Raw genomic sequence first — 22,249 nt, 5'->3', positions numbered from 1 at the left:
GTGTCCCGGGATGGATTGAGAGCGTCTGGAACAAGATACAAGAGGCCCGTGACAGCGGCAAAACAGCGTGGCATCCGGGGGGGGCCGAGACACCATCCACGTGAACGGTTCACCCGTCCATCGTTATTTCTTTATGATGGGAGACAACATCAACCACCAACAGGGAGCCATGCCCACGTCACGCAGCATTGACGGGGCAGATACCACCATGCGCATCCTCTTCGCTTCCAGCGAGGCCCACCCGCTGATCAAGACCGGCGGGCTGGCAGACGTGTGCGGCAGCCTGCCGCCGGCCCTCAAACGATTGCGGCACGATGTGCGGCTCGTCCTGCCTGCCTATCCTGCAGCCGTAGCGGCGGCCGGCAAGACCAGCCCCGTGGCCGAACTCCAGCTGCCCGGCAGCGATGCTCCGGTGCGCATCCTGGAAGGGGTGCTGCCCAAGACCCGGGTCAAACTGTATCTGGTGGACTCACCCCTGCATTTCGACCGGGCCGGCGACCCCTACCGAGCCTCGGACGGTCGTGACTGGCAGGACAACCACCTGCGTTTCGGGGTGTTCGCCCGGGCCCTGGTCAAACTGGCCATGAATCAGGCGGGGCTGGACTGGCAACCCCAGATCCTCCACTGCAACGACTGGCAGACGGGCCTGGCACCGGCCTTGCTCAGCCAGCATCCCGATCGGCCAGCAACAGTGTTCACGATCCACAATCTGTCCTACCAGGGCCTGTTCCCGCGACATGCCATGGAGGATCTCACCCTGCCACCGGAATTCTGGGACCTTTTCGGTCTGGAATATCACGGTCAGCTGTCGTTCATCAAAGGCGGACTGGTGTTCGCCGACCATCTCACCACGGTGAGCCCCACCTATGCCCGGGAGATCCAGACGGCGCAGTTCGGCAATGGGCTCGACGGCCTGCTGAACGCGCGGGCCCATGACCTCACGGGCATCATCAACGGCGCCGACTATCGCCACTGGGACCCCGCCAAGGACAAACTGCTGCCGGCCCGTTACAACGCTGACGACATGTCGGGCAAGGCCACCTGCAAACAGGCCCTGCAGGAGCGCATGGGCCTGGAGGTGCTGCCGGACCGCCCCCTGCTGACCCACGTGGGCCGCATGGTGGCCCAGAAGGGCGTGGATCTCATCCTTGCCGCCTGCGAGCCGCTGCTGGCTGCAGGTCAGATTCAGCTGGCGATCCTGGGCAGTGGTGACAAGAATCTGGAGGCCCGCGCCCGGGCCATGGCTGCCCGCCATCCCGGACGCATGGGACTGCAGATCGGCTATGACGAGGGCCTGGCGCACCAACTGGAAGCCGGTGGAGACATGTTCCTGATGCCATCCCGCTTCGAGCCCTGCGGCCTCAATCAGATGTACAGCCTGCGCTATGGCACCGTGCCCCTGGTGCGTCGCACCGGTGGTCTGGCGGACACGGTGGTGGACACCAACGCCGAGACCCTGGCCGAGGGCACGGCCACCGGCCTGGTCTTCGAGGCCCCCACCATTGAGGCCCTGAGCGAGGCCATCGGCCGGGGGATCTCCCTGTACCAGGATCAGGCCCAGTGGAACGACCTCATGCGCCGGGGCATGAGTCAGGAATTCAGCTGGGATCGCAGCGCCCAGGCCTATCAGGAACTCTACCGGGAGTTGACCCGCTAATGACCCAGCACCCCGATCGCGTACAGGACAGCTCCACTGGAGACAAGCCCCTGCGGGCCCGCGTGAAACTCTTCGGCAAGCTGCTGGGCAACATCATCCGGCGCCTGGAGGGGCCGGAGGTCTTTCGTGCCGTGGAGACCCTGCGTCGCGGCTTCGTGTCCCTGCGCCAGCAGGACGACCCGGACAAGCGCGCCCGTCTGATGCGGTTGATCGACGAGATGGACCCGAAGCGCCTGGAGACCATCATTCGGGCCTTCAGTATCTATTTCAGTCTCGCCAACCTGGCGGAAGAGGACTTCCTCTACCGGGAGCGTCGGCGCCAGGTCACGCGGGGCGGTCCCCTGTGGCTGGGTTCCTTTGACCACACGGTGCGGGAATTCCAGGCGAGCGACGTGAGTGCCGAGCAGTTGCAGTTCCTGCTGGAGCAGGTGAAGTACATGCCCGTGTTCACCGCCCACCCCACGGAGGCCCGGCGCCGCACGGTCATGGAAGCGCAGCGACGCATCTTCCTGGCCGCCGAGCCCCTCAACAAGGGTCGTATCGGCCGGGAGGAACGACGCGAGGTGATTCGCCAACTGGAAACCCAGATTCAGGTGCTGTGGCGCACCAATGAGGTGCGGGTTACCAAGCCCGAGGTGCTCGACGAGATCAAGTACGGGCTGTTCTACTACGAAGAGAGCCTGTTCACCGCCGTGCCCCTCACCTACCGGCTGCTGGAAAAGGCCATTCGCCGCACCTACGGCACGGACGAGGCGGGCCGACCCAACGTGCGTATCCCGAGCCTGCTGCGTTTCGGCTCCTGGATCGGCGGGGACCGGGACGGCAATCCCTACGTGACCCCTGCGGTCACCGAGAGGGCCTGCCGCCTGGCCATGGAGCAGGTACTGTCGGAGTATCTGCGGCGGGTGCACGACCTGCGCTTCGTGCTCACTCACTCTTCCCTGATGTGCCAGCCCACCCAGGCACTGATGGACAGTCTGGCCGAGGATGACAGCATCTCCTCGGCGGTCTTCCGGGAGGGGCTCAATGAGATGAGGACCGAGCCCTACCGCCGCAAGCTGTATTTCATCCGTCACCGCCTTTCCGAAACCCTGAACACGGTGCGTCGCCGCCTGGCGGGCGAGACCGCCGTGCTGCCGGTCCAGTCCGCCTATCACGGCCCGGAGGAACTGCTAGGGGACCTCTACGTGATCCGGGACTCCCTGGAAAGCCATGGGGATGGCAATATCGCCGGCGCCGACCTGACCGACCTGATCCGGCTCGTGGAGACCTTCGGGTTTCACCTGCATCATCTGGATATTCGCCAGGAGTCGCTGGTGCACACGGCTGCCGTGGCCGAGATCCTTGCCAGCACGGGCGAGGAGGCCGATTACGACGCTCAGGATGAGCCGACGCGACTCACCCTGCTGGGACGTCTGCTGACCCGGGATGATTTCACCTGCGACATCGACGTGCTGTCAGAGGAGACACGCCAGACCCTGGCAGTCTTCCAGACCATGGCTCGTCTGCGCGGGGAAGTGGGCGGTGACGGCATCGGCACCTATGTGATTTCCATGACCCATGCCGCGTCCCACGTCATGGAGGTGATGCTGCTGGCCCGACTCGCGGACCTGGCAAAGCTGGGCCCCGGGGAGGAACTTGAGGCCGATGTCTGCCATGTACGGATTTCGCCCCTGTTCGAGACCATTGAGGATCTGCACCACGTGGAATCGGTGCTGGAGTCCCTGCTGGGTGACCCGGTCTATGCGCGTCTGCTCAAGGCCTCCGGCAATCGTCAGGAGGTGATGCTGGGCTACTCCGATTCCTGCAAGGACGGCGGCATCCTGGCCTCTGCCTGGAACCTCTACGATGCTCAGCGCAAGATCATCGACATTACCGAGGCCCATGGCGTGGAATGCCGGCTGTTCCATGGCCGGGGCGGCACCATCGGCCGCGGCGGTGGCCCCACCCACGAATCCATCATGGCCCAGCCGCCCGGCACCGTGCAGGGGGAGATCAAGTTCACCGAGCAGGGGGAGGTTCTGTCCTACAAGTACAGCAACGTGGAAACCGCCGTCTATGAGCTGAGTATCGGCGCCACCGGTCTGATCAAGGCCAGCCGGGGCCTGATCGGCCAGGGCGGCCAGGACAACCCCGACTTCCTGGGCGTGATGAATGCCCTGGCCGAGCATGGCGAACAGGCCTATCGGGGGCTGACGGATCAAACGCCGGGCCTGCTGGACTATTTCTACGAGGCCACGCCCGTGGAAGAAATCGGTCGCATGAACATCGGCTCACGTCCCTCCCACCGGCGCAAGGCGGATCGCTCCAAGAGTTCCATCCGGGCCATCCCCTGGGTGTTCGGCTGGGCTCAGTCCCGGCACACCGTCCCCGCCTGGTACGGTATCGGCACGGCCCTGCAGACCTGGCATGGGGAGGATCCTGAGCGACTGGCTCAACTGCAATCCATGTACCGGGAATGGCCTTTCTTCCATTCACTGCTGTCCAACTGCCAGATGTCCCTGTCGAAGGCGGACATGGGCATTGCCCAGGAATACGCGGAGTTGTGCCAGGATCAGGACCAGGCTCAGCGGATCTATCAGGTGATCCGGGATGAGTACCAGCGCACGGTGGCTCAGGTGCTGGCGGTCTCGGGGGCCGGATCATTGCTGGAGGAAAATCCCACCCTGGCCCTGTCACTGACCCGTCGTGACCCCTATCTGGATCCCTTGAACCACATCCAGATCATCCTGCTCAGGCGGTATCGTGCCCTGCACGCCCAGGGCGAGAAGGCCGAAGACCCCTGGATATCGCCGCTGTTACGCTCCATCAACGCCATTGCCGCGGGCATGCGCAACACGGGTTGATCATCGGACCTGAAAAACCGACGAATGACATGGGGATAGGAGGGAAAATCCTGGCGTCGACGGGAGAAAAAGCCATACTCACCCATGGCAATCAAGACTCTCGCCCATGCCACCCGCCCCGGTGGGGCGCATCCTGAGACAGGGTGCCATCTCGGCGAGGCAGGCTCACCGTCATTGAGGATGCCCGACCCATGAACCTTGCCACCGTTCGTTACATTGCCCAGAACAAAGGGGTTACACCGGGTTCGCTGTGCAAGCAGGAGCTGATCCGGACGATACAGATCAACGAGGGCAATGCGCCCTGCTTTGCGACCGCCGAGGAAGGATTCTGCAGGGAGGTGGAATGCCACTGGCATGAGGACTGCCTGAGGCGGTCACGGCGTCGCTGAGTTACACTGAACATCGTGCCCGCCGCCCCCCCTCATCCCCGGCCCTTCTCCCCCAGGGGGAGAAGGGAGAGGGCGTGCCCGCTGCTCATAAGCCAAGCGCCAGGGAAGCCCTCCTCCTCCGGAGAAACAATCATGAGCCCCTCTCCCCTCCGGAGAAATCATCATGAGCCCCTCTCCCCTCCGGGGAGAGGGGTTGGGGTGAGGGGCAGGAAAGGAAAGAGAACCCCTCAGGCCGCCTGGGTGGCGATCTCGTCGCCCGTCCCCGTCACGTGATTGGATTCGTTCATGTAGATCAGCGTCGGCTTGAACAACTCTGCCTGTTCCTCGCTCATCTGCGCGTAGGCACAGATGATCACCCGGTCCCCGGGGCTGGCCTTGTGGGCGGCAGCGCCATTCACCGAGATCACCCGGCTGCCGGCCTCGGCACGGATGGCATAGGTGGTGAAACGCTCACCATTGGTGACGTTGTAAATCTGGATCTGTTCATAGGGACGGATGCCGGACATCTCCAGCAGATCCGAGTCAATGGCGCAGGAACCTTCATAATCCAGTTCCGCATGGGTGACCGCGGCGCGGTGGAGCTTGCACTTGAGCAGGGTCAGAAACATGGGTAAACACATCCTCCAGGTCTTCGGCCCCCTTGGTGATCCGCGGGGCCCACGTGATGCCGGGTGTTCAGGCCCCGGTCTGCACGTCCATCGTCAGGTTGTCGATCAGGCGGGCCCGGCCAAGCCAGGCTGCAGCCAGCACCACCAGTTGAGAATCCTGTGCCCCGGGGGGCAACAGGTCGGCGCTTCGCCGCACTGCAACATAATCAGGCTCAAAGCCTCGTATTTCAAGCCCTTTCATCGCTTTGGCCTCCAGAAGGTCGTAATCCCTCGCCCCTGAGGTCACCTGCCCCGCCAGTTCGCAGAGCACCTGATACAGCCCCGGAGCCCGTTCCCGCTGGGCCGCATCCAGGTAGGCATTGCGGGAACTCAAGGCCAGACCGTCAGGCTCACGCACCGTGGCGCCGCTGAGCACTTCGACCGGGATATCCAGATCGTCCACCATGCGGCGGATCAGCATCAGTTGCTGAAAATCCTTTTCTCCGAAGATGGCCAGGTCCGGCTGCACCAGATTGAAGAGCTTGCACACCACTGTGGCCACGCCGGCAAAATGCCCGGGCCGGTGGGCGCCTTCCAGCAGATCCGACAGGCCGGCCACCTCCACTCGGGTGATTTCGCTTCGGGGGCGACGATAGAGTTCCTCATCCCCGGGGGCAAAGACCAGATCCACGCCCTCCTGGGCCAGCAGTTCACAGTCCTCGGCCAGGGTGCGCGGGTAGGCGGCCAGGTCCTCCGGACGGTCAAACTGGAGGGGATTGACGAAGATGCTCACCACCACCCGATCCGCCTGATGACGGGCCTGACGCACGAGCGCCAGATGCCCCGCATGCAGGTTGCCCATGGTGGGCACCAGGGCAACGGACTCACGCGCGTCGCGCCAGCCGTTGCGCACCTGGCGCAGTGATGTCACACAATGAATGATATCCATGGTCAGGAGGAAAAAGCGTGTTCCGCCGTGGGGAATTCGCGACGCTTGACCGCCCACACATAGGCGGCCAGGGCATCCTGAATGCTGTTCTGACCGGCCAGGAAGTTGCGGGAGAAACGGGGCGCGCGCGCCGTCATGCCCAGCACGTCCTGCAGCACCAGGATTTGCCCGTCACAGTCGGCGCCGGCACCGATCCCGATCACCGGAATGCGGGCCATGGAGCGGATCTCGGCGGCCAGTTTCGAGGGTACGCACTCCAGCAGCAGGATATCGGCACCGGCCTCTTCCAGGGCCATGGCGTCCTTCAGCATCCGTTCCGCCTCGGGGGCGGCGCGACCCTGCACCCGATACCCACCCAGCTTGTGAACCGATTGCGGCCGCAGGCCCAGATGCGCGCATACCGGAATGCCGTGATGCGAGAGCGCACTGACCACGGCCACCTGCTGGGCGTCGCCCTCCAGCTTGACCACTTGTGCACCGCCCTCCTGCATGAGCCTGGCGGCGGTGGTCACCGCCTGATCCACGCTGGCGTAGCTCATGAAGGGCATGTCTGCCATCAGCAGGGCGCGACTCAGCCCCCGGGACACGGCCCGGGTGTGGTAGATCATGTCATCCACGGTGACGGGGATGGTGGTGTCATGGCCCAGCACCACCATCCCCAGGGAGTCACCCACCAGAACCACGTCCACTCCCGCCTCATCCAGCAGACGGGCCTGGGTGGCGTCATAGGCGGTAAGACTGGCGATGGGCTCGGCCTGTTCTCGCAGGCCTTGCAGGTCGCGCAGGGTCAGTCGCTTTGTCTGAGTCTGTACGCTCACGCTTTATCCGCGGGTTATGAACTTTGAAGGGGCGGTACCCCGGGGCCATTCAGACGGCAGAAGGCAGGGGATTGAAGTAGTGACGCCCCGCACGGATCGTGCGCATGAAATCCAGCAGTTGCTGAAAATCCTCATCCCGCTTGACCCAGTCGATCTCTCCGGCGTTCACGATCAGCAGGGGCGCCTCTGCATAATGATAGAAGAAACTCGCATAGGTATCACTCAGCCGCTGAAGATACACGCTATCCATGAGCTTTTCATAGGATCGCCCACGCTGTGCAATGCGTTCCCGAAGGATTTCCACGGGGGCCTGCAGGTAGATGACCAGATCAGGGCGGGCAACATCCCGCTGAAGCCCCTGACGGATACGCTGGTAGAGGCGATATTCCTCCTCCTCCAGGGTCACCTGGGCAAAGAGGTCGTCCTTGTCCAGCACGAAGTCGGTCACGCGCAGGGCCGGCGCGTCACCCGCATCCCGTCGCAGCCCCTGCCATTGGTCCAGACGCTGGGTGAGGAAGAACAACTGTGTGGCCAGGGCCTGATGACGAGGGTCCTGGTAAAAGCGCTCAAGAAAGGGATTGTGGTCCGGGGATTCCAGCACCAGTTCGGCCCCGAGGGTATCGGCCAGGCGTGTGGCCAGGCTGGTCTTGCCCACACCAATAGGGCCTTCCACCGCAATCAGGCTCGGTTCCGTCAATTCAGTCTGGTTCATGGCAGGGGGTATCGGGGCGTTATTGGCACGAGGGGTCTATGGGGCGGATCTTACTAGGCATGCGCGGGGCAAAGCCAGCCCGCCCTGTTCAACCGCGAATGGGTTGCAGTCCATCCCGCGGACAGCATCGCAACAACCCCTGCAGCGTGCCAAGCCCGGGCACGTTCAGATCCGGGGCGATCTCCGCCAGGGGGTAGAGCACGAAGGCGCGCTCGGCCATGCCCGGATGCGGAACCTTGAGGTGCTCTGCCTGAATCGATTCGTCTCCATAGAGCAGGATGTCCAGGTCCAGGGTGCGCGGCCCCCAGCGGGTCCCGTCCCGGAGGCGGCCATGCTGGGCCTCCAGGGCCCGCAGGGCATCCAGCAGGGCATCGGCGCACAGACCCGTGCTGAGGGCGCACACGGCATTGATGTAGTCAGGTTGATCCGGTGGACCCATGGGGGCACTGCGGTACAGAGCCGAACGACTCACCAGAGTTGTGTCAGGCAGCTGGCCCAACTCATCCAGGGCCCGACTCACATGGGCGATGGGGTCATCCAGGTTGGCGCCCACGCCCACATAGGCGGTCACCGGGCTCATGTGGCAGCAGGCTTGCGGCGCCGCCGGCGGCGCTTGGAGCGGCCGGACTTGCCCTGGGGCTCGGCCATGCGCCGCTGCTCCGCCTCGCTCACTTCCTGCAGGCGCGTCCACCATTCACATCCATCCTCCAGGGCCTCACCGGAGCGGCCACGCAGGCAGTAGAAATCATAGCCGGCGCGAAAACGCGGGTGAGTGAGCAGTTTCAGTGGTCGCACGCCCTGGCGTATCTCGAAACGGGGCTGCATTTCCCAGATTTCGCGCACGGGCAGGGAAAAGCGCTTGGGGATGGAAATGAACCGGGCCTGTTCGGCCAGGATCTGACCACCCGCCCGCTGCAGTGCGGGTAGTTCGGAAACACCGTCATCCATGAACTGTTCCGCCAGGTGGCGCACCGGCTCCCACAGCAGCACCGCATAGAGGAAGGCCGGATTGACGCCTTTCCCGGACTGGATGCGATCATCCGTGTTGCTCAGGGCATTGGCCACGAAGGTGATGGGAAAACCCTGCTCCTCGTGTTCCAGGGACTCTTCGGTGAGGGGAAACAGGTACTGGAACAGATCATAGTGGCGCAGCATCTCGAAGGTCTGCAACGCATGACCACCGTGAAAGAGCTTGACCACCTCGTCGAACAGCCGTGCCGGTGCCACGTCTTCCAGCAGATCACCCAGCTTGACAATCCCCTGCTCGGCCGCGGGGTCCAGGCGGAATCCGAGTTTGGAGGCAAAACGTACCGCCCGGAGCATGCGCACCGGGTCCTCCCGGAAGCGTACCTCCGGGTCACCGATCAACCTCAGGGCCCCTTCCTTGAGGTCCTCCATGCCGTCGGTGTAATCCACCACGGAGAAGTCGCTGATGTCGTAGTACAAGGCATTGATGCTGAAATCACGACGCCAGGCATCCTGCTCGATGGTGCCGTACACGTTATCGCGAATGATGCGGCCATCCTCCACCAGGGCCTGACGGCTGCCGGCGTCGTCGGATTCCAGATCCGGATCGTCGGTGGAGTCTTCGTGGGGCGCACGGAAGGTGGCGACTTCGATGATTTCGCGGCCGAAATACACATGGGCCAGGCGAAAGCGACGTCCAATGAGGCGGCAGTTGCGAAAGACCTTGCGCACCTCTTCCGGATGGGCGTCGGTGGCCACGTCGAAATCCTTGGGCTCTCGTCCCAGGAGGAGATCGCGCACCCCGCCACCCACCAGGCAGGCGCGAAAGCCCGCATCCTTGAGGCGGTAGAGGACCTTCAGGGCATTGTCACTGATATTGGCGCGGGAGATGCCGTGTTCGGCGCGGGCGTACACCCGGGGGGAGCGCTGTTCAGAGGGATTGGAGCGGGATTCTTCGGGCACGCATGTCATCGTGATGCTTATGGACTTACGCATGATAACAGCTTCGGGCTTTCTTGAGGATTGCGCGGTGTTATCGAATGCAATACCGGGGCTAGGGTCGGGAGGCTGGGCGAATCATGCCTTCCAGAAACACGCGAAACAGCGGCCGCGCCTGGTCGGCCATGTTCATGCTTCCCGCCTCCAGCAACCAGCGGTAGATCAGCCCTGTGAAGAAGGCCATCAGGCCATCCACTGCCGCATCGACGCTCAGCAGGGGATGCAATCGTCCGGCACGCTCCACGGATTCAAAGCAATGGCGGAATAATTCCTCGCCCTGCTGGCGCTTTTCCACCTCGCCTGCCGGCTGCGGCTCTCCGGGGCAGCGTTCCTGGCGGTGCAGCACGATGGTGTAGACCCGACGGGCGCGCGCGTCGGTCAGCAGATGAGTGATGCCCGACAGGCACACCTTCTCCAGTGCGGCTACGGGATCGCAGCCCACGTCCCGGGCATAGGCAGCGTCGATGGCCTCCAGGGGAAAGACCACACGACGCACCATGGCGTTATACAGATCGTCCTTGTCCTGAAAGTGCCAGTAGATGGCCCCTCGGGTCAGACCTGCCTCCTCGGCGATATTGGCCAGGGTCGTGCCCGACACACCCTTTTTCAGGAACATCCGTTCGGCGGCATCCAGCAATTGCTGACGAGTCTGTTCTGCCTGTTCTTTGGTTCTGCGCATAATGAGTATTCTGCCACGATCGAGGGGGCGTAGTTCATACCTTCATGGTTGTATGTTAAAATCGAAAGCTTCCTCTGTCGCGCCAGCCCCCTCCCGAGGCATCCACTATGGTTCCATATCGCCCCCCCTACCCGCGTTCCCGGCACCTGGCAGCCCTGAGCCTGTGCGTGGCGTTGATTCTGACGATGGCCCCGGTCGCCGCCCAGCAGGGGGACCGCCCACCGCCGCCCGTCACGCTGCAACCCGCCCAGGTGGACTCGGTTGAAGTGCAGGGCGTATACGCCGGTCGAGCGCGCGGGTCCCGGGAGGTGGAGGTGCGTGCCCGGGTGGGTGGCATTCTGGAAGAGCGTCTCTACGTGGAGGGGCAGGCCGTTGACCGGGGTGAGGCCCTGTTCCGGATCGAGGAGGAGCCCTACCAGATCGCCCTGCAGCATGCCCGTGCCCAGCAGGCCAATGCCCAGGCCGCGCTGAACCAGGCCCAACGCGAATGGGACCGGATATCCTCCCTGTATGCACGCGATGCCGTGAGTCAGCGGGAGCGCGACCGGGCCCTGTCGGAGAAGGAACTGGCCGAGGCACAGATGGAAGTGGCCGCCGCCGCCGTCAACGATGCTCGCCGCAACCTGAGCTACACCCGTGTGGAGGCCCCCATCACCGGGGCCACCGAACTGGAGGTCCTGCCCGAGGGCAGCCTGGTGGAGCGCGGCACGCTGCTCACGATCATCACCCAGCATGACCCGATACACATCCGTTTCGCCCTGCCCGAAGGGGATGCTGCCGTGCAACGGGCGGCCCGCCAGGCCCGCATTGCTGCCGGGGAGCACCATCGCTACGAGGCCACACTGCGGCTGGCGGATGGCAGCGATTACGAACACACGGGCACCGTGGACTTCACCGCCGGTACCATCGAACCGCGCACCGGCAGTGTGACCGCCCGGGCCGTGTTCCCCAACCCGGACCGTCGCGTCGTGCCCGGTCAGTTCCTGCGGGTTCGCCTGGTGCTGGAGCGGCTGGAGGATGTCGTGGTGGTGGATGAGACCGTGGCCAGCGAGGGACATGAGGGCCCGCGGGTGTTCGTGGTGGACGAGGACAACGTGGCCCATGCACGCAACGTCACCCTGGGCCCGGTGCACGAGGGGCGCCGGGTGATCCTGGAGGGCCTGGAGCCAGGCGAGAAAGTGGTGGTTCGGGGGCACGTGGCCGTGGACGACGGCATGACCGTGAATCCCGGTGATGCCTCTGGCGACGAGGAGTAACCGGCATGCTGCGTTTCTTCATTGACCGGCCGATCTTCTCCTCGGTCATCTCACTGATCATCGTCTTTGCCGGGCTGGCGGGGTTGCGCGCCCTGCCGGTTGAACTGTATCCCGATGTAGTGCCCCCGGAGATTGTCGTCAGCGCCCAGTATCCGGGCGCCAGTGCCGATGTGCTGGCCGATGCCGTGGCGGCGCCGCTGGAGCAGGAGATCAACGGCGTGGACGACATGATCTACATGCAGTCCACCAGCACGGATGCGGGCACCCTGCAGATCGCCGTATCCTTCGCCATGGGCACCGACCCGGATCAGGCCGAGATCAACGTCAACAACCGGGTGCAGGCCGCCCTGCCCCGCCTGCCCCAACAGGTTCGCGAACAGGGCGTGCGCGTGGAGGCCCGCTCCACCAACATCCTCATGGTGGCCGTGCTGCGCTCCCCCGATGGCAGTCATGACACCATCAGCCTGAGCAACTATGCCCTGCTCAACGTGATCGATGAACTGGTCCGCCTGCCAGGCGTGGGGGATGCCTCCCTGTTCGGCGCCCAGGACTACTCCATGCGCGTGTGGCTGCGTCCGGATGCCCTGGCCCAGTACGACCTCACGCCCAGCGACGTGGCCAGTGCCATTCGCGAGCAGAACGCCCAGTTTGCCGCCGGGCGGATGGGTGCCGAGCCTGCGCCCGCCGGCCAGGCATTCACCCTCACCGTGACCACCCGGGGCATGCTGGCGGATGTGGAGGAGTTCGAGAACATCATCCTGCGGGCCGACGACAGCGGGGGCACCCTGCGTCTGAAGGACGTGGCCCGCGTGGAACTGGGGGCCCAGAACTATGCCTTCTCGGCCACCATGAACGGCGAGCCCACCGTGCCCATCGGCATCTACCAGGCGCCCGGCGCCAACTCCCTGGATGCCGCGGAGCGCGCCCGGCGTGCCTTCGAGGAGATGTCCGAACGCTTCCCCGAGGGCATGGAGTACGTCATCCCCTATGACACCACCGAGTTCGTGGAGGTCTCCATCCGCGAGGTGTTCATCACCCTGTTCATCGCCATCGTCCTGGTGGTGGCAGTCACCTTCCTGTTCCTGCAACACCTGCGGGCCACCCTGATTCCGGTGGCGGCGATCCCGGTGTCGCTCATCGGCACCTTCGCCGGCATGCTGGCCCTGGGCTTTTCCATCAACCTGCTGACGCTGTTCGGCCTGGTGCTGGCCATCGGCATTGTGGTGGACAACGCCATCATCGTGATGGAAAACGTGGAACGCCTCATGCGGGAAAAGGGCCTGCGCGCCCGGGAGGCCTCCATCGAGACCATGCAGCAGGTGGCTGGGGCCGTGGTGGCTTCCACCCTGGTGCTGGTGGCCGTGTTCGCACCGGTGGCCTTCCTCGAAGGCCTCTCCGGCGAACTCTACCGGCAGTTCGCAGTGACCATCGCCGTATCCGTCGTGGTCTCGGGGGTGGTGGCCCTCACCCTGATACCGGCCATGTGCGCCATGCTCCTGGACAAGCAGACCCATCACGTTGCCAAGCCCTTCGAACTGTTCAACCGGGGCTTTGAGCGCATCACCGGCGCCTTTGTATGGGCCGTGGGCTTCCTGCTGCGCAACCGCACCCTGGGCGTCGGACTGTTTGCCCTGTGCGTGGGCGCGGCGGTCCTGATGATGGATCGCCTGCCCTCGGGTCTGGTGCCCCAGGAGGATCAGGGCTTTGCCCTGGTGGTGGCGCAATTGCCTCCCACCTCGGCCCTGGCGCGCACGGAACAGTTCCGCGACGAGCTCTCCGCACAACTCACCTCCCTGGAGGAGGTGGATATGTTCACGGCCTTTGCCGGCTTCGACATCATGGCGGGTTCACTGCGCACCAACGCGATGGTGGGCTTCATGAACCTCACCGATTGGTCCGAGCGACGCCGCCCCGACCAGCACGCGTCGGCCCTGGCCCAGCAGGCCATGGGCATGGGCTTTGGTCATCAGGATGCCAACGTGTTTGCCTTCGTGCCACCGCCCATCCCGGGGCTGTCACTCACCGGCGGCGTGGAGGGTTTCCTGCAGGTTCGCGATGACATGTCCGCCCGGGAGATGGACAACCTGCTTCAGCGCATGGTGCAAAAGGCCAATGAACGTCCCGAACTGGCCAATGTGCGCACCACCCTGGACACCCGCATCCCCCGCTACCGTGCGGAGGTGGACCGGGAAAAGGCCAAGGCGGCGGGTGTACCCATCAACGCGGTGTTCAACACCATGCAGGCCACCTTTGGCTCCATGTACGTGAACGACTTCACGCGTCAGGGCCGGCTCTGGCAGGTGAACCTGCAATCAGAAGGGGATTTCCGCAGCCATCCGGATGATCTGCGGCATGTGTTCGTCCGCTCCGACTCCGGCGATATGGTGCCCATCAGTTCCCTGGTCACCCTCACGCGGGAATCAGGCTCCGACATCATCAACCGATTCAACCTGTTCCCCGCTGCCCGCATCATGGCCGACCCGGCGCCGGGCTTTACCACCGGGCAGGCCAAGGATGCCCTGGACCAGGTTGCCCTGGAGATGCAGGACGAGGCCAACACCGTGATGGGATGGATCGGCGAGGCCTATCAGCTGGAGGTGGCCTCGGGGGCCGGCGGCGCAGCCTTTGCCATGGGGCTGCTCTTCGTGATCCTGATCCTGGCGGCCCAGTACGAGCGCTGGACCCTGCCGCTGGCGGTGGTATCGGCCGTACCCTTCGGGGTGCTGGGGGCGGCCCTGTTCGCGCTGATCAGGGACTTCCCCAATGACATCTACTTCCAGGTGGGGTTGCTGGTGCTCATCGGCCTGGCGGCCAAGAATGCCATCCTGATCGTGGAGTTTGCGGCCCAGAACCGGGCCCAGGGCATGACATCCACCGAGGCGGCCCTGGCAGCGGCCCGACAGCGTTTCCGGGCAGTGATGATGACGGCGCTGACCTTCATCATCGGCACCCTGCCCCTGGTATTCGCCACGGGGGCGGGTGCAGCCAGCCGCCAGGAGATCGGCACCGTAGCCGTGGGCGGCATGCTGGGCGCGAGCACCCTGGCCCTGCTGTTCGTGCCGTTGTTCTACAAGCTGCTGGACGATGCCGCCACCTGGCGCAGGGAGCGGCGGGATCGCAAGCGAGCTGAGGCGGGCTGATGGCGGGTGTGGTGCCCGCCGCCCCCTCATCCCCGGCCCTTCTCCCCCTCGGGGGAGAAGGGAGAATCGGTACCTGAATACAGGGGATGAGAGCCCCTCTCCCGCCAGCGGGAGAGGGGTTGGGGTGAGGGTGGTGAGGGATCCCCTACTTGTTGAAGCGCTTCATGGCGTCCTTGAACGCCTGGCTCATGCTATCCCAGGCCGACTCCATGCCCTCCCGCATGCGATCCCAGGCATCCTCGCTGGCGTCCTGCATCTCACGAAGCTTTTGCTTGCCCTCTTCCTGCTGCTTCTTGAGTTCTTCTATCTGCTCTTTGTACTTCATTTTGGCATCTGCTTCGGCCTGCTCCGCCTTGGCAGACAGCTTGTCGATTTCGGCCTGCCATTCATCCAGCTTGGCCTGCATCTTCTGAACCCACTCGTCACGTTCACTCATCCTGTATCCCTCCGATCTGGTTTGAATGAAACATCCGGACTCTGCGGGTAGAAGAACTTTTGATCCCCGCGTTCGTCCTGACGAGGAACATAGGGGCGCGTCCGCAGGAGTGTCAAGCCTTCACACGCCATCTCAATTGAGCCGTAACGGATCGCAGGCCCTCTACATGGCCATATCGGAGAAGGGGGACATGGCCACTCTGCGAGTTTCGCCGGATTGCTTCACCTCGGCCAGCAGCGCACTGCTGATTTCCTTGAAGCGCCTGAGCTCCTCTCCAGCCAGTGAATCACTTTCTGGCAACTCGGCACGCATGGCGTCCACCGGGCGCCCGTTCACATGCAACTCGTAATGGAGATGCGGCCCGGTGCTGCGGCCCGTGTTGCCGGAGAGGGCAATGCGATCGCCTCGCTCCACCGTCTGCCCCGGTCGCACCAGGGGGCGGCTCAGGTGCAGGTAGCGAGTGGTGTACCCCTGCCCGTGTTCAATGACCAGGAAACGCCCGGCCAGGGGATGACTGTCCACACGGGTCACTCGACCGTCCGCCGGTGCCAGGATGGGCGTGCCGATGGGCATGGCGAAGTCGGTACCATGGTGGGGCGCCACGCGACCGGTCACGGGATGCCGGCGGCGGGTGTCAAAGGGTGAACTGATACGATAATGGCCCGCAAAGGGACGACGGTCGAACGGTGGCAACAGGCCCTCGCCATCCGGGGTGTAAAAGCGACCATTGGTATGCCGAGCCGCCGTGGTGTTCAACTGCTCCCCGTTGTAATCAAAAGCCAGCAGACGCAGCTGATGGGGCTCATCCTCACCCGGGAGCGTTTCCTGTTCAACCAGCAGAGTGAAGGTGTCGCCCGTGCGAGCACGGGCGCGCACCGGCAGGTGTCGATCCAGCAATACGGCCAGCGCGCCAGCGGCCCGCCCGGACAGTTCCTGGCGCTGCGCCAGCGCGGCGGAGATACTGCCATCCACACGGGCAGTAATCACCAGGTGACTGATTTCGCCCTGGTTTTCAACCGTGCTTCGGGTGAAGTCCCAGCCATCTTCCTGCCGCTGCCACTCGGTGCCCTCAGTACGGGATGTCCAGATGCGCAGGCGGGTGAGATAGCCCTCCTCATCCGTCTGCCACTCCACACGCTGACCGTCACGCACCCGGTTGAGCACCCGTGCGTTGTCCTTGTCGTTGAGCAGGCGGTACAAGGTGGCCCGGGGTAGATCCCAGTCATTCGTCCAGAGCGCGGAGAGACGATCCCCGCGCCGCACCGTATATTCGTTCCATGCCGGTCGTTCACCTTCCGCCGCCTCCAGTTCGAAGGATTCGTACGAAGTCGGGTTCTCCGGCGCACCCAGGTCTGTATGGATGTCATCCTGCTGAATCATGGCCGTCTGCTGCGCACGTGCGGGATTATCCAGAGAACCGGAGGGTCTGTGCAGGGCTGTCTGATCCCGGGCCGAACGGGCCACGGCCACCTGGGCGTGAGCACTGGCGCCCGCCCCTTCCACGGGCAACGCCAGGGACTGGACCATGCGCTCGGACATGTCCGATTCGTCCACACCGAACCCGGAGAGAATCTTGGGATAAACCGCTGTGATGATGAGGCCGACGGCCAGCGCGGCCATGACGGTCTTGAAGCTTGGCGCCTTCAGACGCGATTTGGCAAACGGCATGGTGCCCCCGTTGTTCTTGGAATCAACCGTCTGGGGTCCACTTCGGGCAGCCGAATACACCGCCCCGGGCAGATCCCGACCGGAACCGCAGCACCATGGCCTGACTCTTCGGCTGCCACGTGGGTGAGCAGTCAAATACCCCAAGACAGGCCGGAGAATAACACTAAGGCCCCATGAATGAGAATAATGATCCTCAAATCAATTGCGACCAAAACCTTTTTATCAGACGACTTTCACTTTTTTGAACAAAGTTTTTCAGGTAAAGAGGCGCAGGAAGGGGAAAATTGCTCGGTGCCGCCCAGGGTCCCAACGGGAGCAGGTCCTTTGGATGCACAGAGAGAAGGCGGGGGAGGCAACGGACAACGGGCCCCATCAGGGGCCCGTTGCCGAACAGACTGGCCAACGCGGATCAGCGTCGACCGAACAACCACGACTCAGAAGGACGTGAACAAGCCGCCATTCACCGGGAGGTTGGCACCGGTGATGTAGCCGGCGTCCTCATCACACAGCATGGCCACCGCAAAGGCGATGTCCTTGGTGCTGCCCATGCGACCTGCCGGCACCTGCGCGATGATGGCATTGCGCACATCTTCGGGCATGGCATCCGTCATGGCCGTGGCGGTGTAGCCGGGGGACACGGTATTCACGGTCACACCCTTGGCGGCAGTCTCCTGAGCGACAGCCATGGTAAAGCCGTGCATGCCTGCCTTCGCGGCCGAGTAGTTGGCCTGACCGAACTGACCCTTCTGACCATTGACGGAAGAGATATTGACGATGCGACCGAAGCCGCGGGAGGTCATGCCTTCCACCACCTGACGCGTCGTGTTGAACACGCTGTTCAGGTTGATGTTGATGACGTCCGTCCACTGCTTCTCTTCCATCTTGCGCAGGGTCTTGTCCCGGGTGATACCGGCACAATTCACCAGGATATCGATGGGACCGACGCGGGACTCCACGTCCTTGACCATCTCGGCGCAGGATTCGAAAGAGGACACGTCGCCAGAGGCGATATCCATCTCGAACCCTTCATCCTTCATCTGCTTCTGCCAGGCCTCTGCCTCGTCCTTCAGGGCAGGCAGGTAGTTGGCCACTACCTTATGGCCCTGCTGGGCCAGCTTCTTGCAGATTTCGCCACCGATACCACCGGTACCGCCGGTCACTAATGCTACTCGTTTGCTCACGATTTCAGGCTCCTAGTCTTTGGGGTTATGGCCATCAAGGCTGACGGTCACCGTGCTCAGGCAGCCTTCTTGATGCTCGTGGCCTGCTTGACGGTCTCTTCAGCGGACTTCACGGACTCGTCCATCAGCTTGGTCATGGATTCACGAGCCTCATTGAGGACATCGTGGCCATTCTTGTAGCTGGTCATCAGGGTCTGGCTGCAATCGCGGGCCAGATCGGCCTGGCCACTCAGGAGTTCCTGATAGCCCTTGGCCTTGGAGACCAGCTCGACGTTCTTCATGCTCACATCGACCATGGCCGTGGTCAAGTCCAGTTGCTGGGACAGCAGCTTTTCCAGGGCCTTCTGGTTGATGTCGTTCACCTTGCGCAGGGTGTCGAACATGGACTGGTTGGCCTTGTTGAAGGTTTCGAACATTTCATTCATGGGTCAAGCCTCCTGTTTGCTGAAAGGGGCGCGGGCTGCTTTTGCTGCACCGCGTCATTACTGCAGTGCAACATATAACCTTACTCCCCCTTCCCGTCAAGCCCAACAGCCGGCCTGAACTCCCGATTTGCGGACTAATTCCTGTTATTCGAACCCGGGGGCTTCCCACTCTTGTCCTCAGCCGACGCATCCTTGCCGCCATCCTTGCCGCCATCCTTGCCGCCGTCCTTGGCCGACTCGCCAGAGCCTTGATCCTCGTCCTTGAAGACCCTCGCGCTGAAGAACTGCCCCTGCATGTCCTTCCAGAACTCCAGGTTGCGGCGCGTCATTTCGGCCATGTCCCAGGCGGCCCGTCCACCCAGGACGTCGCGCATCCGCTCATTGAATTCCCGCTGCTGATCGGCAAAGAACTTCAGGCTGTGATCCAGGTAGTTGGAGAAGGCGCCGTGCACGGCCTCGTCGTAAAAGCGTATGAAGCGGACCAGCATCTCCGTTGTGAAAAGGGGTTCCCCCCCGGTCTCCTGCTCCGTAATGATCTGGATCAGAATGCCCCGGGTGATATCGTTGCCCGACTGGCTATCGATCACCTTCACCTCGACCCCACGCCGCACCAGTTGCTGCACATCGGCCAGGGTGACATAACGGCTCTCTTCCGTGTCGTACAGGCGCCGGTTGGGGTACTTCTTGACTATTCGCGGCTCGTTCACCGGCCTCTCCCATCTACAGATTGGTTTTGCAAAAAGACGTTGACGGGCGGCACCCGCAAGCACCGCCCGTCGTGGCGGCCAGGCCGCCCTTGAAACAAGGTTTTCACAAGGCCTGGAATCAGACGCTCTCCACCGCCAGCGCCACGCCCTGACCACCGCCAATGCACAGGGTTGCCAGACCCTTCCGGGCGCCGGTGCGCTTCATGCCATGCAGCAGGGTGACCAGCACACGAGCACCGGAGGCACCGATGGGGTGGCCAATGGCGATGGCGCCACCACTGACGTTCACCTTGGACAGGTCCCACCCCATGGTCTTGTTGACGGCAATGGCCTGAGCTGCAAAGGCCTCATTGGCTTCCACCATGTCCAGATCTGCAGGCTTCCAGCCGGCCTTTTCCAGGCACTGGGTGGCTGCCGGGATGGGGCCGGTGCCCATGATGGCCGGGTCCACACCCGCCGAGGAGAAAGACACGATGCGTGCCAGCGGGGTCAACCCCCATTCACGGGCCTTGGATTCAGACATGACGATCACGGCGGCGGCGCCGTCGTTGATGCCGGAGGCATTGCCGGCGGTCACGGTACCATCGCGACTGAAGGCGGGGCGCAGCTTGCCCAGACCTTCGGCGGTGGTGCCATGCCGGGGGAACTCGTCGGTATCGAAAGTCACGGTTTCACCCCGCTTGCGACCGGGCACCTCCACAGGAATGATCTCATCCTTGAAATGACCGGCCTTCTGGGCCGCCTCGGCCCGCTGTTGCGACTGAGCGGCAAAGGCGTCCTGCTCCTCGCGGCTGATCTTGAACTCGGTGGCCACGTTCTCGGCGGTGGTGCCCATGTGATAGTCATTGAAGGCACACCACAGGCCATCGCGGATCATGGTATCCACCATCTTCCAGTCGCCCATCTTGGTGCCCTGACGGGAGTTCGGCAGCACGTGCGGCGACGCGCTCATGTTCTCCTGACCTCCAGCGATGACGACGCCGGCATCGCCGCAGCGAATGGCCTGCCAGGCCAGTTGCACCGACTTCAGGCCGCTACCGCACACCTTATTGATGGTCATGGCCGGGGACGTATACGGGATGCCCGCCTCCACTGCTGCCTGACGGGCAGCGTTCTGGCCCACGCCGGCCTGCAGCACCTGCCCCAGGATGAGCTCATCCACCTGCTCAGGGGACATGCCCGACCGTTCCAGCAACCCCTTGATGACCAGCGCCCCCAAAGTGGAAGCGGGAATCTTCGCCAGGGAACCATTAAACGTACCAACGGGGGTGCGGGCGGCACCGACGATGACCGTGGAATCAGCCATAAATCCTCCTGCTCTGGAATCGTTATCGAAAAATTCGCAACACGACACACACCGCGCGAGCGAACATCTACAATGTTGTCGTGCACAACAGGCTGTTTATACCAGAACCGGGACGCGCGTGACCAATGAACCCACGATCGGCGCAAGTGGAATTGTTGCAGTGCACAACCAGTATGCTAATCTTGACTGACCAAGCCGGGTAAGCGTTGGGTTCCTGGCTTTTGCCGTTATGCTTGGCGACTGACCAATGGCTTCATACACTCGCAAACCCGACCCGCCGGGGCCTTTCCCGGCGATGACAGGATCCACAGGAGAACACTGAATGGCTGATTCGAACCCTTTTGCTCCCGATGAATGGCTGGATGCTCAGCGCAAGTACTGGGACGCCTGGCTGGACATGAGCCGCAAGGCCATGGGCGGCCAGAGCAACCAGCCCAATTGGCCACAGGGGCTGGATCAATGGTGGCAGATTGCCTCCCAGGGCATGCCCGGCGGCAATAATCAGATGATGGATCAGATGATGCAGATGAGCCGCAACTACTTCGCCATGGCGGAGAACTTTTACAAGGGCGCCAACGGCCAGACAGATGCCACCCAGGCCGTCACCCAGTGGCTGGACCAGATGACCAGCGCCTTCAAGAACATGGGCCTGGGGCAAGCACCGGGCAAGGACATCAACCCCTTCTGGCAGATGCCCATGGACACCTGGAGCCGCGCCGGTTCCAGCTTCATGCCCATGCCGGGCGACTTCATGCAGGCTTTGCGCCCTGCGGCACGTCCGCCCTACGGCGATGTCGTGCAGGAACAGATGGACCGTTTCCTCTCCGTGCCGGGTGTGGGTTACACCCGCGAGTCCCAGGAACAGTATCAGGACCTTGCCAAGCTGATGATGGAGTACCAGCAGGCCATGCAACAATACCAGCAGGCCTTCGCCAAGGTGGGCCTGGATTCGGTGGACCGGTTCCGCGCTCGCCTTGACGACGCTGGCCGCCAGGACACCCCCATCACCTCCATGCGCGCCCTGTACGACGAATGGGTGGATGTGAGTGAAGAGGTCTATGGCGAGTTCGTCATGTCCGAGGAATACGCCAAGGTGTATGGCGACATGGTGAACAGCCTCATGGCCGTGAAACGCCAGGGCACCCGCCTCATGGATGAGGTCACCGAAAGCCTGAACATGCCCACCCGCCGTGAGGTGAACACCCTGCACCGTCGTCTGCAGGAAAGCCGTCGCGAGATGCATCAGATCAAGGCGGCCCTGCGCGAGATGCAGCACGAAGAGAAAAAGGAAAAGGCCAAGGCCAGTTCCAGCCGCAAGTCCTCATCAACCCGGTCCAGCGCCGCCAAATCCAGCAGCGCCGGTACACAGGAAAAGGCCGCCAGCACCCAGTCCTCGGCCAAGGCGGACAGCACCAGCACCGGTAGCTCCAGCGCGGGCAGCTCCAGCGCCAGCAACACCAGCGCATCCTCTACCGCCAAGACACCGAGTGCGAGCACCACCAAGAAGGCCGACGAGCCCAAGAAGTAA

The 22,249-nt window shown here is 63.3% G+C and carries 19 protein-coding genes; 6 read left to right on the top strand and 13 right to left on the bottom strand.

The genetic code is table 11. From position 1 onward, the window contains the following. The first annotated feature begins 208 nt into the window (after nt 1-208). From glgA to ECTHA_RS0110100, 3 genes are all read left to right on the top strand, one after another. On the top strand, nt 209-1,657 hold the full coding sequence (gene glgA / locus ECTHA_RS0110110; protein WP_025280781.1) for a glycogen synthase GlgA: 1,449 nt from the start codon (nt 209-211) through the stop codon (nt 1,655-1,657). Beyond that, nucleotides 1,657-4,503 carry a phosphoenolpyruvate carboxylase gene (gene ppc, locus ECTHA_RS0110105; protein ID WP_025280780.1) on the top strand — a complete coding sequence of 949 codons (2,847 nt, stop codon included), beginning with the start codon at nt 1,657-1,659 and terminating at the stop codon, nt 4,501-4,503. Before glgA ends, ppc begins: the two co-directional genes overlap by 1 nt. A 191-nt stretch (nt 4,504-4,694) precedes the next feature. Then, on the top strand, nt 4,695-4,892 hold the full coding sequence (locus tag ECTHA_RS0110100) for a hypothetical protein (RefSeq protein WP_025280779.1): 198 nt from the start codon (nt 4,695-4,697) through the stop codon (nt 4,890-4,892). Between the two features lie 227 nt (nt 4,893-5,119). Here the strand turns inward: ECTHA_RS0110100 and panD are convergent, their stop codons facing one another. The 7 genes from panD to ECTHA_RS17935 form a co-directional block, all read right to left on the bottom strand. Beyond that, the gene (gene panD, locus ECTHA_RS0110090; RefSeq protein ID WP_025280770.1) at nt 5,120-5,500 is read right to left on the bottom strand and encodes an aspartate 1-decarboxylase; all 381 of its coding nucleotides are present in this window, start codon (nt 5,498-5,500) and stop codon (nt 5,120-5,122) included. Between the two features lie 67 nt (nt 5,501-5,567). Then, nucleotides 5,568-6,428 (bottom strand): pantoate--beta-alanine ligase, encoded by an 861-nt coding sequence (panC, locus tag ECTHA_RS0110085; RefSeq protein WP_025280771.1) that lies wholly within the window; start codon nt 6,426-6,428, stop codon nt 5,568-5,570. 2 nt (nt 6,429-6,430) lie between these two features. After that, a complete protein-coding gene (gene panB, locus ECTHA_RS0110080) occupies nt 6,431-7,246 on the bottom strand; it encodes a 3-methyl-2-oxobutanoate hydroxymethyltransferase (protein WP_025280772.1) in 816 nt (271 codons plus the stop codon). A gap of 49 nt (nt 7,247-7,295) precedes the next feature. Next, nucleotides 7,296-7,958 (bottom strand): deoxynucleoside kinase, encoded by a 663-nt coding sequence (locus ECTHA_RS0110075; RefSeq protein ID WP_026623712.1) that lies wholly within the window; start codon nt 7,956-7,958, stop codon nt 7,296-7,298. 88 nt (nt 7,959-8,046) lie between these two features. Next, nucleotides 8,047-8,538: a 2-amino-4-hydroxy-6-hydroxymethyldihydropteridine diphosphokinase gene (gene folK / locus ECTHA_RS0110070; RefSeq protein ID WP_025280774.1), complete on the bottom strand. Its 492-nt coding sequence runs from the start codon at nt 8,536-8,538 to the stop codon at nt 8,047-8,049. Beyond that, nucleotides 8,535-9,887 carry a polynucleotide adenylyltransferase PcnB gene (gene pcnB / locus ECTHA_RS17940; RefSeq protein WP_025280775.1) on the bottom strand — a complete coding sequence of 451 codons (1,353 nt, stop codon included), beginning with the start codon at nt 9,885-9,887 and terminating at the stop codon, nt 8,535-8,537. The genes folK and pcnB overlap by 4 nt, the downstream gene beginning before the upstream one ends. Nucleotides 9,888-9,978: 91 nt before the next feature. Further along, the gene (locus ECTHA_RS17935; protein WP_084306915.1) at nt 9,979-10,602 is read right to left on the bottom strand and encodes a TetR family transcriptional regulator; all 624 of its coding nucleotides are present in this window, start codon (nt 10,600-10,602) and stop codon (nt 9,979-9,981) included. A gap of 107 nt (nt 10,603-10,709) precedes the next feature. Here ECTHA_RS17935 and ECTHA_RS0110055 point away from each other — a divergent pair, with 107 nt between their 5' ends. Together ECTHA_RS0110055 and ECTHA_RS0110050 are read left to right on the top strand one after the other, a co-directional pair. Further along, nucleotides 10,710-11,858 (top strand): efflux RND transporter periplasmic adaptor subunit, encoded by a 1,149-nt coding sequence (locus ECTHA_RS0110055; protein WP_025280777.1) that lies wholly within the window; start codon nt 10,710-10,712, stop codon nt 11,856-11,858. A 5-nt stretch (nt 11,859-11,863) separates the two neighbouring features. Next, nucleotides 11,864-14,998 (top strand): efflux RND transporter permease subunit, encoded by a 3,135-nt coding sequence (locus tag ECTHA_RS0110050; RefSeq protein WP_025280778.1) that lies wholly within the window; start codon nt 11,864-11,866, stop codon nt 14,996-14,998. Nucleotides 14,999-15,143: 145 nt separating this feature from the next. Here the strand turns inward: ECTHA_RS0110050 and ECTHA_RS0110045 are convergent, their stop codons facing one another. The 6 genes from ECTHA_RS0110045 to ECTHA_RS0110020 form a co-directional block, all read right to left on the bottom strand. Then, nucleotides 15,144-15,434: a sll1863 family stress response protein gene (locus tag ECTHA_RS0110045; protein WP_025282520.1), complete on the bottom strand. Its 291-nt coding sequence runs from the start codon at nt 15,432-15,434 to the stop codon at nt 15,144-15,146. Nucleotides 15,435-15,596: 162 nt separating this feature from the next. Further along, on the bottom strand, nt 15,597-17,102 hold the full coding sequence (locus ECTHA_RS0110040; protein WP_025282521.1) for a peptidoglycan DD-metalloendopeptidase family protein: 1,506 nt from the start codon (nt 17,100-17,102) through the stop codon (nt 15,597-15,599). Nucleotides 17,103-17,536: 434 nt separating this feature from the next. Beyond that, nucleotides 17,537-18,283, bottom strand: a complete 747-nt coding sequence (phbB, locus tag ECTHA_RS0110035; protein ID WP_025282522.1) for an acetoacetyl-CoA reductase — start codon at nt 18,281-18,283, stop codon at nt 17,537-17,539. A 56-nt stretch (nt 18,284-18,339) separates the two neighbouring features. Beyond that, entirely contained in the window at nt 18,340-18,708 is a 369-nt protein-coding gene (locus ECTHA_RS0110030) for a phasin family protein (RefSeq protein WP_025282523.1), read from the bottom strand. Between the two features lie 134 nt (nt 18,709-18,842). After that, on the bottom strand, nt 18,843-19,415 hold the full coding sequence (gene phaR / locus ECTHA_RS17930; protein ID WP_025282524.1) for a polyhydroxyalkanoate synthesis repressor PhaR: 573 nt from the start codon (nt 19,413-19,415) through the stop codon (nt 18,843-18,845). 118 nt (nt 19,416-19,533) lie between these two features. Further along, the gene (locus ECTHA_RS0110020; protein ID WP_025282525.1) at nt 19,534-20,721 is read right to left on the bottom strand and encodes an acetyl-CoA C-acetyltransferase; all 1,188 of its coding nucleotides are present in this window, start codon (nt 20,719-20,721) and stop codon (nt 19,534-19,536) included. A 322-nt stretch (nt 20,722-21,043) separates the two neighbouring features. Between ECTHA_RS0110020 and phaE the strand changes: the two genes are divergently transcribed. Further along, the gene (gene phaE / locus ECTHA_RS17925) at nt 21,044-22,249 is read left to right on the top strand and encodes a class III poly(R)-hydroxyalkanoic acid synthase subunit PhaE (RefSeq protein ID WP_025282526.1); all 1,206 of its coding nucleotides are present in this window, start codon (nt 21,044-21,046) and stop codon (nt 22,247-22,249) included.

This window comes from Ectothiorhodospira haloalkaliphila ATCC 51935, from assembly GCF_000633935.1.
Classification (GTDB): Bacteria; Pseudomonadota; Gammaproteobacteria; order Ectothiorhodospirales; family Ectothiorhodospiraceae; genus Ectothiorhodospira; species Ectothiorhodospira haloalkaliphila.
The sequence above is the reverse complement of the archived record's forward strand: the minus strand, read 5'-3'. Positions and strand labels throughout refer to the sequence as shown.

Coding starts and splice junctions, on each gene's coding strand:
- glgA (WP_025280781.1), top strand. CDS start 209: ATGCGCATCCTCTTCGCTTCCAGCGAGGCCCACCCGCTGATCAAGACC.
- ppc (WP_025280780.1), top strand. CDS start 1,657: ATGACCCAGCACCCCGATCGCGTACAGGACAGCTCCACTGGAGACAAG.
- ECTHA_RS0110100 (WP_025280779.1), top strand. CDS start 4,695: ATGAACCTTGCCACCGTTCGTTACATTGCCCAGAACAAAGGGGTTACA.
- panD (WP_025280770.1), bottom strand. CDS start 5,500: ATGTTTCTGACCCTGCTCAAGTGCAAGCTCCACCGCGCCGCGGTCACC.
- panC (WP_025280771.1), bottom strand. CDS start 6,428: ATGGATATCATTCATTGTGTGACATCACTGCGCCAGGTGCGCAACGGC.
- ECTHA_RS0110075 (WP_026623712.1), bottom strand. CDS start 7,958: ATGAACCAGACTGAATTGACGGAACCGAGCCTGATTGCGGTGGAAGGC.
- folK (WP_025280774.1), bottom strand. CDS start 8,538: ATGAGCCCGGTGACCGCCTATGTGGGCGTGGGCGCCAACCTGGATGAC.
- ECTHA_RS17935 (WP_084306915.1), bottom strand. CDS start 10,602: ATGCGCAGAACCAAAGAACAGGCAGAACAGACTCGTCAGCAATTGCTG.
- ECTHA_RS0110055 (WP_025280777.1), top strand. CDS start 10,710: ATGGTTCCATATCGCCCCCCCTACCCGCGTTCCCGGCACCTGGCAGCC.
- ECTHA_RS0110050 (WP_025280778.1), top strand. CDS start 11,864: ATGCTGCGTTTCTTCATTGACCGGCCGATCTTCTCCTCGGTCATCTCA.
- ECTHA_RS0110045 (WP_025282520.1), bottom strand. CDS start 15,434: ATGAGTGAACGTGACGAGTGGGTTCAGAAGATGCAGGCCAAGCTGGAT.
- ECTHA_RS0110040 (WP_025282521.1), bottom strand. CDS start 17,102: ATGCCGTTTGCCAAATCGCGTCTGAAGGCGCCAAGCTTCAAGACCGTC.
- ECTHA_RS0110030 (WP_025282523.1), bottom strand. CDS start 18,708: ATGAATGAAATGTTCGAAACCTTCAACAAGGCCAACCAGTCCATGTTC.
- ECTHA_RS0110020 (WP_025282525.1), bottom strand. CDS start 20,721: ATGGCTGATTCCACGGTCATCGTCGGTGCCGCCCGCACCCCCGTTGGT.
- phaE (WP_025282526.1), top strand. CDS start 21,044: ATGGCTGATTCGAACCCTTTTGCTCCCGATGAATGGCTGGATGCTCAG.